The sequence below is a fragment of the Desulfovibrio sp. SGI.169 genome, assembly GCF_050313595.1.
Taxonomy (GTDB): Bacteria; Desulfobacterota; Desulfovibrionia; order Desulfovibrionales; family Desulfovibrionaceae; genus Desulfovibrio.
Map to the genome: position 1 here is coordinate 1 of NZ_JBNPLS010000041.1, position 11723 is coordinate 11723.

The 11723-nt window shown below is 58.4% G+C and carries 13 protein-coding genes; 12 read left to right on the top strand and 1 reads right to left on the bottom strand.

Annotated features, from left to right (window positions below):
• Positions 1 to 42: 42 nt before the first annotated feature.
• Entirely contained in the window at positions 43 to 1362 is a 1320-nt protein-coding gene (locus tag ACQRA4_RS12770) for a M23 family metallopeptidase (RefSeq protein WP_427823447.1), read from the bottom strand.
• Between the two features lie 236 nt (positions 1363 to 1598).
• On the opposite strand from ACQRA4_RS12770, the gene ACQRA4_RS12775 reads away from it, so the two are divergent.
• The 12 genes from ACQRA4_RS12775 (at position 1599) to ACQRA4_RS12830 (ending at position 11449) form a co-directional block, all read left to right on the top strand.
• The gene (locus ACQRA4_RS12775) at positions 1599 to 2225 is read left to right on the top strand and encodes a protein-L-isoaspartate(D-aspartate) O-methyltransferase (RefSeq protein WP_427823459.1); all 627 of its coding nucleotides are present in this window, start codon (positions 1599 to 1601) and stop codon (positions 2223 to 2225) included.
• Between the two features lie 36 nt (positions 2226 to 2261).
• Positions 2262 to 3176 (top strand): P-loop NTPase, encoded by a 915-nt coding sequence (locus ACQRA4_RS12780; RefSeq protein WP_427823448.1) that lies wholly within the window; start codon positions 2262 to 2264, stop codon positions 3174 to 3176.
• A 143-nt stretch (positions 3177 to 3319) separates the two neighbouring features.
• Complete coding sequence (gene pgsA / locus ACQRA4_RS12785) at positions 3320 to 3883, top strand: CDP-diacylglycerol--glycerol-3-phosphate 3-phosphatidyltransferase (RefSeq protein WP_427823449.1); 564 nt, start codon at positions 3320 to 3322, stop codon at positions 3881 to 3883.
• Positions 3880 to 4134 carry a hypothetical protein gene (locus tag ACQRA4_RS12790; protein WP_427823450.1) on the top strand — a complete coding sequence of 85 codons (255 nt, stop codon included), beginning with the start codon at positions 3880 to 3882 and terminating at the stop codon, positions 4132 to 4134. Before pgsA ends, ACQRA4_RS12790 begins: the two co-directional genes overlap by 4 nt.
• 3 nt (positions 4135 to 4137) lie before the next feature.
• Positions 4138 to 4452, top strand: coding sequence for an FtsB family cell division protein (locus ACQRA4_RS12795; protein ID WP_427823451.1), 315 nt, complete (start codon positions 4138 to 4140; stop codon positions 4450 to 4452).
• The gene (locus ACQRA4_RS12800; RefSeq protein ID WP_427823452.1) at positions 4445 to 5530 is read left to right on the top strand and encodes a hypothetical protein; all 1086 of its coding nucleotides are present in this window, start codon (positions 4445 to 4447) and stop codon (positions 5528 to 5530) included. Before ACQRA4_RS12795 ends, ACQRA4_RS12800 begins: the two co-directional genes overlap by 8 nt.
• 89 nt (positions 5531 to 5619) lie before the next feature.
• On the top strand, positions 5620 to 7101 hold the full coding sequence (locus tag ACQRA4_RS12805) for a hypothetical protein (protein WP_427823453.1): 1482 nt from the start codon (positions 5620 to 5622) through the stop codon (positions 7099 to 7101).
• A gap of 95 nt (positions 7102 to 7196) precedes the next feature.
• Entirely contained in the window at positions 7197 to 8204 is a 1008-nt protein-coding gene (fbp, locus tag ACQRA4_RS12810) for a class 1 fructose-bisphosphatase (RefSeq protein WP_427823454.1), read from the top strand.
• Positions 8205 to 8232: 28 nt separating this feature from the next.
• Positions 8233 to 9315: a tRNA (adenosine(37)-N6)-threonylcarbamoyltransferase complex transferase subunit TsaD gene (gene tsaD, locus ACQRA4_RS12815; RefSeq protein ID WP_427823455.1), complete on the top strand. Its 1083-nt coding sequence runs from the start codon at positions 8233 to 8235 to the stop codon at positions 9313 to 9315.
• Between the two features lie 163 nt (positions 9316 to 9478).
• On the top strand, positions 9479 to 9802 hold the full coding sequence (trxA, locus tag ACQRA4_RS12820) for a thioredoxin (protein WP_427823456.1): 324 nt from the start codon (positions 9479 to 9481) through the stop codon (positions 9800 to 9802).
• Positions 9799 to 10728: an NAD(P)/FAD-dependent oxidoreductase gene (locus tag ACQRA4_RS12825; RefSeq protein ID WP_427823457.1), complete on the top strand. Its 930-nt coding sequence runs from the start codon at positions 9799 to 9801 to the stop codon at positions 10726 to 10728. Before trxA ends, ACQRA4_RS12825 begins: the two co-directional genes overlap by 4 nt.
• Positions 10721 to 11449 carry an outer membrane protein assembly factor BamD gene (locus ACQRA4_RS12830; protein ID WP_427823458.1) on the top strand — a complete coding sequence of 243 codons (729 nt, stop codon included), beginning with the start codon at positions 10721 to 10723 and terminating at the stop codon, positions 11447 to 11449. Before ACQRA4_RS12825 ends, ACQRA4_RS12830 begins: the two co-directional genes overlap by 8 nt.
• Positions 11450 to 11723: the final 274 nt, after the last annotated feature.

Sequence of the window (11723 nt, forward strand, 5' to 3'; positions counted from 1 at the left end):
TTCATATGAATTCGCCTGGAGCGTTTTCATCAGCAAAATGCTCTAATTGGCCGCCTCCAGCCTGCCCGTGATATTGTCGCGAATCCATCGGGGGTCGATCCATTCCAGAGGCGTCACTTCCACGCCGCCCACCAGAATGCCGAAATGCAGATGATCGCCAAAGGCCAGACCGGTATTGCCCGTGCGGGCGATAATCTGCCCCTTCTTGACCACATCGCCCTTCTTGGCCTGTATTTCACTCAAATGCGAGTACAACGACATAAGGCCCAGACCGTGATCAATCACCACAAGATTGCCGTAAATGCCCAGTTCGCCCGTATAGACGACCCGACCGCTGTTGGCGGCGGGCACCTCGGCATTGCGCACCGAAGCCAGATCAAAGCCCAGATGGAAGGATTCGCCCACCAGCTTGCCCTGATAGTGAAAGAAACGGTGATCGGCGAAGCCGGCTCGCGCGGCGGAACGGGGCAAACGGACGAAGACGCCGCTCCAGAGCATGGCCGCCGCCGTATCACCGCCGATTTCGCGCAGGGTCTGCACATTGGCCGCGCGTACCTGATTGTTGATATAAAGATAGCACTCAAGCGGGTTGGCCGCATTGGGCGTCAGATCGCGCAGCTTGTTCTCCACGGAGAGTAGAAAATCGTCCTTCAGATCCAGGTTGTCGCTTTTGAAATTGCGTTCAAAGGCCATGACCGTCAGGCGGCTTTTGGTCACGTTGCCGGCCAGGTCCGTGGCCGTAATTTCCACCGCGTTTTTAAAGTCTCGGGCCGTCATGGTATAGGGGAAAGGGAAAAAGCAGAGATAGCTGCCGTCCTTTTGCAGATAGCCGGGCACGAAATATCCGGCCACCAGCACGCCGCTGCTGCTCACGTCTTCGTCCACAGTATAGCGAACCGCCGCCGAACCGCCCCGACGCACGTTGGGCGGCAGTGTTTTGACGGATATGCGCGGCGGCTGTGTGTCCAGCCGCATGGGCAACTGCACGGTGCGGGTGTTGCCCTGACCGAAGCCCGCCAGCGAACCGTCCGTGGCGCGAATTTCCAGATCAAACGCCCCTTCCCGCAGGTTGGCGTTCTTCAGGGGCACATCCACCACACGCTCGGGCAGATATTCATCAAAATGTCTGTTGAAAATCACATTGAGCACATTGCTTTTGCGAATGCCCACCGTAAGCGCGCGGATGCCGGCGGGGTCATGCATACGGATGCGCAGTGTCGCGCCCGGTGAAACTCTGCCGGTATTGGGCGTGACTTGAATGCCCGGCCCGTCCATATCTTTAAAAAAAGTATAGCCGCCGGCGGCCAGGGCGGCTATGACCAGTAGAGCTAACACACTGGAAAACATGCTTTTTCTACGCATTGGTGACTCCTCGTGACTGTCTTTCAAATGTTGTCATAAAGACGTGCAATTTTCAAGGAAAAGTCTTGAATATTTCTTGACCGGGCCTGGGCGGCGGATGCTCATTGACTTGACAGCCGAAATCTGTTTTTTTTTTCAGCAGTATGCAGAACGCCAGATACCCATACGGTCAGGGTTTTCCGATTTCACGCGGGTCGCGCAACCCGCAGGTTGATCCCAAGCGTTTGCGCAGCCGGATGGTCAGGGAACAGCTTGCGGCCAGGGGGATCAGCCATCCCGGCGTGCTGGCGGCTATGGGCGCGGTGCCCCGCCATCTTTTCGTGCAGGAAGCCTTGCGGGCGCAGGCATATGAGGATACCCCCCTGCCCATCGGTTACGGTCAGACCATTTCCCAGCCATATATTGTTGCCCTGATGAGCGAACTGCTGGAAGTTGACCGGGGCATGCGCGTACTGGAAATCGGCACCGGTTCCGGCTATCAGGCGGCAGTGCTGGCGGCTATGGGCTGCACCGTTTTTACGGTGGAGCGCCTGCGCGAACTTTATCTGAGCGCCAGCGCCCTCTTGCGGCAACTGGGGCTTCGCGGTATCCACATGCAACGAAGCGACGGCACACTGGGCATGCCGGAGGCTGCGCCCTTTGATCGCATCATTGTCACTGCCGGAGGCCCCGAGATTCCCCGCCCTCTTGTGGATCAACTGGGCGAGGGGGGCATTTTGCTTATTCCTGTAGGCGCGCGTCCGCGCGCGCAAAGACTGATGCGCCTGCGCAAAGAGCAGGGCCGCATCCGTAGAGAGGATCTCGGTTCCGTCATTTTTGTGGATTTGGTGGGCGACCACGGCTGGCAACCGTCGGCACGTTAAGTTTCTGAAATTTCGTCAACACATGAAGGAGATGCCATGTCCTCCTGTTCTTCCTGTTCTTCCGCCTCATCCTGCCCCAGTTCCACGAGCAAGGGCGGAGATGGAAACTGCAATGATCCGATGGCGCGGCAGGATCGTATTATCGAAGCCACGCTGGGGCATATTCGCCATAAAATCTTTGTCATGAGCGGCAAGGGCGGCGTGGGCAAAAGCTCGGTGACAGTGAACACCGCAGCCGCTCTGGCCCGACGCGGTTTTAAGGTGGGCATTCTGGATGTGGACATGCACGGCCCCAGCGTGCCCAATCTGCTGGGCCTTACCAGCACCGTCGAAATGGATGCTGGCGGCGAACTGATGCTGCCCGCGGCCTACAATGAGAATCTGTCGGTCATTTCCATGGATTCGCTGCTTCAGGATCGGGATCAGGCCATCCTCTGGCGCGGCCCTAAAAAATCAGCCGCCATCCGTCAGTTCGTCGCCGATGTAAAATGGGGCGAACTTGACTTTTTGCTGATCGACTCCCCTCCGGGAACCGGCGATGAGCACATGACAGTACTGAAAACCATCCCCGACGCGCTCTGCGTGGTTGTGACCACGCCGCAGGAAGTTTCTCTGGCAGACGTGCGCAAGGCGGTGAACTTTCTTCAATACGCCAATGCCAATGTGCTGGGTGTGGTTGAAAACATGAGTGGCCTGATTTGCCCGCATTGCCACAAAGAAATTGACCTCTTCAAGAAGGGCGGCGGGGAAGAGCTGGCACAGCATTACGGCCTCAGATTTCTGGGGGCGGTTCCGCTGGATCCGGTCACCGTGGTATCTGCCGACCGGGGCGTGCCCGTGGTTTACCTGGAAGAAGAAAGCCCGGCCAAATCGTCTTTCCTGGCTCTTGCCGACGCCATTGCGACTGCGGCGGACAAAAGTCTGGAAGCCTTGTCCACCCCCAACCATTGAAACTGCGGGCCCCTTCAGACGGAGGGGCCCTTTTCATGCGAAAAGCGCGCGGCCTCAACGGGAAACGGGATATTTTCCCTTTTCTCCGGCGCGCTTTTATGCTAGAAAACACAAAATTTCGACGGTAACGCCAGAGAGGGACAATGCTCAATCTTGCCAATAAAATTACCTTGTTGCGCATCCTGATGGCGCCTCTGGTTGTTGTTCTGCTGTATTTTCAGGGTCCCGTTTTTTGCATTCTGGCCGCACTGGCCTTTATCTTCGCGGCAATCACCGACTGGGCGGACGGCTATATTGCCCGACGTGAAAACATGGTCACCAGCATGGGCAAATTTCTGGATCCCTTGGCCGATAAGGTGCTGATCTGCTCGGTATTGATTATGTTCGTCAAGCTGGGCTGGGCCCCGGCCTGGGTAGTGATCATTATCGTTTGCCGCGAACTGGTGGTGACCGGTCTGCGCGCCATGGCCATCGACGAAGGCATCGTGCTGGCGGCCGACAGGTTTGGCAAGGCCAAAACCGTGCTGCAAATCGTGGCTATCGTGCCGCTGATGCTGCACTACCCTTTGTTCGGCCTTGAACTCTGGCCGCTCGGTGAGGTGTTGCTGTATGTGGCCCTGCTGCTGGCCCTGATTTCCGGCATCAACTACTGCTACTACTTTTACCGGCATGCACGCGGCAAGGTTCAAACCGGGAAGAGCGCATGAGCACCTTGCAAATTCGCCTCAAAAACTGCATCCAGACCATTCTGGAGCTGGAGCCTGACATGCGCGCCGGCATCTGGGGACGTCACTTCGACGAAGAGCTTTCCACGCTCAAGGGCTATCTGCAGCAGGTGGATCACATGCATCTGGCGGAAGACGACGTGCAACGCCTTGAAAATGCCACGGCCAGCTTTCTCGCCGAACTCAGGCTCTCCCGCAGGGAACAGCCGCAAAAAAAACGTCTTTTGCAGTAAGTCATGTTCTGGCGTGTCTTTATTCTCGTAGTGCTGGGGCTTATCAATGTTGTTCTGTTCTGTCGCATGGTCTGGGGCCCCACCGGCCTTGTGGAATACCGCGAACTCAAACAGCAATATGCCGCTCTGCAAGAACAGATCGCCGTTCTGGACGCTGAAAATCTGGCCTTAAGCCGGGAAATTCGCTTGTTGCAGTCAGACAAGCAGTATGTGGAAAAAATGATTCGCCAGCGCCTGCATTATGTGCGGGATAACGAAGTGCTGTACCTTTTCGGCAGTTCGGCCAAAACCGGAGCGGGAGCCACAAACAATGACTGAAAAAATCAAGTGGTATAAAGAAGTTCTGGAGCTGGAGCCCAATTCCAAGGTCTTTTTCCCCCTGGCGCGCATGCTGGCGGAAGAGCAGCGCTTTGACGAGGCTTTGGAGGTGCTTGAGCACGGTCTGGAGCGCCACGACGAATTTCTGGAAGCGCGTCTTTTCTTTATTGAACTTCTGCACAGGACGGGCCGCAGCCAGGCATGCGCCAAACAGATAGACAGACTCAGCGGCATGTTTGCCGCCTATGCGGGATTTTGGCAGGCATGGGCCGCCTGCCTGTCCGCCGCTGACGCTTCGCCGGATACGGCTTCAGTGCTGCGCTTTCTGGCCGTCCACTTCATGCGCGGCCCTGTCTCCCTGCACGAGGTGCTGGACAGGGGCATTGCTTCGCTGCTGGGGGAAACACGGTCGCAGACCGTTTCTCCGGCTGAAAACTCGCAAACGCCGGTCGCGGAGATAATGCAGGAAAAAGCCGCGTCGGCGGAGTCTGCGCTCACGCCGGAAGATTCCATGCCGCCGGATGACGCTCCCCTGCCGCTGCTGCCGGAAGAAGACGAATTGCAGTTCCGTCTGAAGCCCTCGCCGTTTTCCGGCTCGACACCGGAGGATGACGAGACCTTTTTTGAAGAGACGAACGAAGAAAAGTTTGACCCTGCCGCCGCTATGGCAGATGAGGAAGCTTTGCCCGAGGTTCTGGAAAAAGCCTCTCCTGTGAAAACGCGGGCTGAGTCTCATGCCGCCCCTGTCGCTACGGATGCGCCGCCTTCCGAGGAGGGCGACGAGAGCGAGGAGCGCTTTTCTCTGCGTACCCGTTCCATGGCGGAAGTGCTGGCGGAGCAGGGAGACGTCAAAGGATCGCTGGATATTTATCATGAGTTGGCTGCTGCCGCGGTTTCCCCTGAGGAAAGCGCCGACCTGCAGCAGCGCATCGCCACATTGAGCGCGCGTCTTGGCAGCGTGCAGGATGTGGAGCAGGCACAGCCTCCGCAGCAGGAGGACTCCGCCAGCGGCAAGGATAAGCTGATCAGCATGCTTGAGGCTTTGGCGGAGCGCGTGGAAGCCAGAGCGCAAAACTAGAGCAGTACAGTGCCGCGAAGACCCGCGGATGGGTGTTTTCGCTGAATGGCGGGCATCTCGGCGCAACATGCTCCTGAGCACGGGGGAATATGGTGTCGAATTTATTTTTGCGTTGTTTTCTGCTGCTGATGGCCGTGTCTCTGGCAAGCGGCTGCAGCTCTTATCAACCCACCAAAAATGCCTGGAAAAGCACCAAGGGTTTCTGGAATGCCTACGTCAGCCCTCCGGCCAGCGTGGACTATGAAGAAAAAGGGGATCTTGCGCCCAGAGCTCTGGCGCTGACCAACAGCATGATGGGCATTGATGTGGAGCTGGGGCGTCTGGAGCGTGTCATGCTTAATGCGGACAAGCCCCCCACGCGCGAATGGATCAGCGCATTTTTTGCTTCTTTCCCCTGGATCAGCGGCTTTGCCGGCGTCAAATACGACGGCTCCATCCTGGGGCAGGAGCCGGCGACTTCCATGAAGGAACTGGATTTCATTCCGCTGCTGTATGAAGACAAAAAACAGAACAGCCGGGCGTTGCGCGCTGATGTGCAAAACTCGCCGCTGGGGCCTGAAATCCTGCTGGCTGCGCCGCTTTATGACGGTGTGGACTTTCTTGGTGTGGTGGCGGCTTATTTCGACATGCGCGCGCTGATGCAGTATTCCAGCAGCCCGGAAAACGTGGTGATTCTGACGCCTCAGGCCCTGCTCTGGCCCGGCAAATACGATTTTGCCGCCACGCCGCTGGCTGGCGTCAACTGGGCCGAGGCGGTAAGCAAGAGTTCCTCTGGAACCTGCGCCAATGCCACGGGCTCTTTCTACTATATGGTGCGCTATCTGGGCAATCTGCCCATGGTTTTCGCCGTGGTTGAATCCGGCACATTCCCTGAAGGCAAGGGAGATTTGGAACAGGGTTTGGCCTTCTTCCCCAAGGAACGCGAAAAACTGCCGCCGCCTCCCCAGCCGGAGCGCAAAGACAAGGCGGATGTCGCTGGCGCGCCGAGCTTTGGCGGCCCTGCTGAAGAGGGCGCTGCGGCCGCGAACATGGGCACGCCCGGCACGCCTGCTGGAACTGACGGCAGGGCGGACAACGAAATTCAGCCGGGCAGTCATGACAGCATGCTGCTGAAGGGCAAGGGCGCTGAAAGGCAGCGTCTGCAGGAGCGCGCGCTCGATGGCGAAAATGTGCCTGTCAAGCGCACGCAGCGTCCAAGAGCAACCGCTCCCCAGCAGCCGCGCCGCAGCGCGCCGCCTGTGGATCTGATTCCGGATGCGGATATGCCTGTGCTGCCCGGCGGTCGGCCGAGTCCCTTCGGACCGAGGGAAGAGGCCCCGGTCATCAAGCGTCCGAGCCCGTTTGGTCCGCGTGCCGACAGCCCGGCCCCAAGCCAGGAGCGGGCGACGCCTTCGTCGCAGGAGGAAACTCCGAAGCAGGAGGCCGCGCGGAAAGCCCCTCCCGCCGCTACGGCTGGCTCTGAAACCAACACGGCTTCGGAACAGACTTCCGCCACGGAAGAAACGGATAAAGCGCGTCTTCCCGCAACCCTGCCCGGTGGTCGACCGAGCCCGTTTGGTCCGCGGAATTGACGTATCGTTGAATGCCGACTTGCGCCGCCTCCGGGTGGCGCAAGTCTTTCCGGCTCCGGGGCATCCCGCCCAAGGCCGTTACCAAGGAGGCTCTCATGGCTGACATCACGGTTACCGAGCACCTTCTGCTGCACCAAAAGCGCACGCCGCAGGCTACAGGACAATTTACCGGCTTGCTGTATGACCTGATTCTTTCCGGCAAGTCCATTTCCCGCCGCATCAACAAGGCCGGCTTGCTGGATATTCTGGGCGGCACGGGTGAAGTCAATGTTCAGGGCGAGAATGTTCAGAAGCTGGACGCCATTGCCAACCGGATAATGATTTACCGCATGGAACGGTGCGGCGCGCTCTGCGCCATGAGCTCCGAGGAGGAGGCCGAACTCATCCGCGTTGCCCCCGAATTTCCTCGCGGCGATTATATTTTGATCTTTGATCCTCTGGATGGTTCTTCCAATATTGATGTAAATATCAATGTCGGCACCATCTTTTCCATTCTGCGCCGCCCTGAGGGGCATACAGGCGAGGTGGCCCTTGATGAAGTGCTTCAGCCGGGCATTCAGCAGGTGGGCGCGGGTTATATCCTGTATGGTCCGTCTACCATGCTGGTGCTCAGCACCGGCCAGGGCGTGCACGGCTTCACTCTGGATCCGGGCGTGGGAGAATTTCTGCTCTCGCACCCCGACATGCGCATTCCGGAACAGGGGCATATCTATTCCGTCAATGAAGGCTACTGGAAATACTGGGATGAACCCACGCGCGAGGCTGTGAACTGGTTCCATAATTGCGAGAGCGAGGACGGCAAGCCCTATTCTTCCCGCTATGTGGGCGCGCTGGTGGCGGATTTTCACCGTACTCTGATTTATGGCGGCATCTACATGTACCCGCCGTACGCGAGCAAACCCGACGGCAAGTTGCGTCTGATGTGCGAGGCCGCGCCGCTTGCTTTTCTGGCGGAACAGGCTGGAGGCAAGGCCAGCGACGGTCGACGGCGCATTCTGGAGCATAAGCCCGAGCGCCTGCATGCGCGCACGCCCTTGTTTATCGGTTCGCGCAAGGATGTGGAAGCCGTGGAGCGCATCTATGCCAAATATCCCCTGGCCTGAAGCCGTGGCGGCGCGGGAGGTCTGAATCATGCTTTGCCTTGGCATCGAAAGTTCCTGCGACGAAACGGCTCTGGCTCTGGTGGAGGATGGGCGTCTGCTGGGTTCGGTGCTTGCCAGCCAGGCGGATGTGCATGCCCTGTTCGGCGGGGTTGTGCCGGAACTGGCCTCGCGTGAGCATTACCGCTGCATAGGCCCGTTGTTTGACGAACTCATGCGCCGTTGCCGACGAAGCGGCACGGACATCACTCTTGTTTCCGTGGCGCGCGGTCCGGGCCTGCTGGGCAGTCTGCTGGTGGGCGTGGCCTTTGCCAAGGGGCTTGCCCTTGGCCTGGGGGCGCGCTTTCTGGGGCTCAACCATTTGCACACGCACTTGCTGGCTGTGGGGCTTGAACAAGAACTGACCTTTCCCTGCCTGGGGCTGCTGGTTTCCGGCGGACATACCCATATCTACCGGATGGAGGCTCCCTGGCGTTGTCAGCCTCTGGGGCGGACTCTGGATGACGCCGCCGGCGAAGCCTTTGACAAGGTGGGCAAGCTTCTGGGACTGACTTATCCCGGCGGTCGTCTGATGGACGCCCTGGCCAGGGCGGGCAGGGCGGACGCCGGGCTTTTTCCACGACCGTATCTTGACAATGACAATCTTGACTTCAGTTTCAGCGGTCTGAAAACAGCCGTCGCTTCCTATATGGAGCGGCGCCTGGATGGAGGGTGGCCGCACCCCCTGCGACGCGTCGAGGATGCGCCGCAAGCTTTGAGGGACTGCTGCGCATCTTTCAACCTGGCCGTGGTGGACACCTTGTGCGTCAAGGTGTCGCGCGCCCTTGACCGGCAACCTGATCTGCGCGCCCTGATTGTGGCCGGGGGGGTGGCCGCCAACTCGCTGCTGCGTGAGCGCATGGAAGAGCTGATGCGCCGCCGCGGCGGCAAGCTCCTGACGCCAAGTCCGCTGCTGTGCACGGACAATGCGGCCATGACGGCCTATGCCGGCTGGCTGTTGGGCAGGGCCGGTTTTCAGCACGATCTGAGCATGGAAACCATCCCGCGCGGCAGAGCGGTGCCCGATGACATGGTGTGCCGCGCGGAACATCCGCAAAGCGGAGAAACCGCCTGAATGGGCAGAGCATCTTGACACCAGAGCGTTAGGAATCTACTCTCTGCCAGTACAGACATATGGGCGCGGCGCATTGCCGCCCCGCCTGTGCAATGAGCGTCGCCCGGTCTGCGGCATTGTCGCGCCGTCTCAGACGACGCCAAGCAACTCAAGGAGTATTCATATGGCTGAACAGGTCACTGACGCCACTTTTGAAAGTCTTGTTCTCAAGTCCGATCTGCCGGTTCTGCTTGATTTCTGGGCTCCGTGGTGCGGCCCTTGCCGCGCTGTGGGGCCTATCATAGACGAACTGGCCAAGGAATACGAAGGCAAAGTGCATGTGCTTAAAATGAATGTGGATGAAAATCCCGCCACACCCACTAAATTCGGCATTCGCGCTATTCCCACTCTGGTGCTCTTCAAAAATGGCGAAACGGTGGAGCAAATTACCGGAGCCGTCACCAAGGTGGCCATGAAGGAACTGCTCGATTCCAAGGCATTGGCATGAAATTGTATGACGCCGTTGTCATCGGCGGCGGGCCAGCCGGCATAACGGCTGCCATGTACCTGGCGCGTTCCGGTTGTTCAGTTGCGCTCTTTGAGCAACTGACGCCGGGCGGCCAGGTTCTGCAGACCGAATCTCTTGAAAACTACCCCGGCTATCCGCGGGGCATCAAGGGCTATGAACTGGCTGATCTTTTTGCCGCCCATCTGGATGGCCTTGATATTGACCGGACTGCCGGCGCAGTGAACTCAGTTTCCGGCACTGCGGGCCGATTCACTGTGCGCGCCGATGGAGGAGAAGAGCACGCCGCCAAAACCGTGCTCGTCTGCTCAGGGGCGCGCCACCGGCAACTGGGCCTTGCTAACGAGGACAAGCTGGTGGGGCGGGGCGTTTCCTATTGCGCCCTGTGCGACGGCAACTTCTTTCGCGGTCAGACTGTGGCCGTGGTGGGCGGCGGCAACGCCGCCCTGGAAGAATCGCTGTACCTCGCCAGGATAGTGGACAAACTGCATCTGATTCACCGTCGTGACGGCTTCCGCGGCCTCAAGGTCTATCAGGACAGGCTGGAAGGCATGCCTGACAAGGTGCATATTCACCGCAGCACTGTCATTGCCAGCCTGAAGGGCGAAGAGCAACTGACGGGCCTCACGTTGCGCAATGTCCAGAGCGGCGCGGAGGAAGACCTGCCGGTGGATGGACTTTTCGTCTATGTGGGTTTTGCCCCGGTGACGTCTTTTCTGCCTGGGGAAATCCAGCGGGACAATCAGGGCTTTATTGTGACGGATACGGAAATGCGTACAAATATTGCCGGCATTTTTGCCGCCGGGGATATTCGCTCCAAACTCTGTCGTCAGGTAATAACCGCTACCGGTGACGGCGCAACGGCTGCGCAAGCGGCTTTTGTCTTTTTGGAACAGCTCCATGCGTAAAAAACTGCTTCGCCTCGTGCTTGCCTTCAGTCTGTTTGCCGTCTCCGGTTGCGGCATCATCGACATGATTTATCTGCCGCCGGCTGAAGATACGGCCCAGGAAATTTTTGAAGCCGCCAACGACGCCATGAGTGAAAAAAACTATGTGCGCGCTGTGGAGCTGTACAACAAATTGCGTGACGCCTATCCGTTCAGCCCCTACACGATTGATGCCGAACTTTCGCTGGGCGACGCCTATTTTCTGGATGAAGAGTACGAGCTGGCCTCCGAAACTTATAAGGATTTCGAGTCGCTCCATCCACGTCATGAAGCCATCCCGTATGTGCTCTATCAGACGGGCATGTCGCTCATGAAGCGATTCCGCTCCATTGATCGGGCCACCACTGAATTGCAGGAAGCCTACGACTATTTCAATCGCCTCCTTCAGATGTACCCTGATTCTCCCTATGCCAAGGGGGCGGAAGAAAACATGCAGACCTGCCGCAAGCTCATGGCTGAGCATGAGCTGTATATTGCCGACGTGTTCTGGCACATGAAGAAATACGGCCCGGCTTGGCGGCGTTATAATTTCATTACGGAAAACTTCAAGGACGTGCCGGAAGTGATGGATCACGCCAGGGAAAAGGGCCTGGCCGCTTACCATAACTACCGCGAAGAACAGGCAAGAGAGACGCGCGAAAAGCGTCAGGGCTCCTGGCGGCGGTGGTTTACCTGGTTGTGATGTCGCGGCAAAGCGATATAAAAAAGCCCCTTCGGGGGCTTTTTTATATTCAAGTGAAATGCCTGTATGCCGGAAACGAGGGCAGGGCGGTTTGAAAGGTCCAGAAATGAGTGGATAGCTCGCTTTTTGCATCGCGGCTCTTCAGGCCAGGGTTGAATATGACGCGCGTTCAGAGCTTTTGTCGAGAAACTGGCCTGCCGGCAGCAAAAGCTGATAGACGCCGCGAGGCCATGCGCCATGTGTTGGCACGCTAGGCTCAGGCATCATTAAAAAA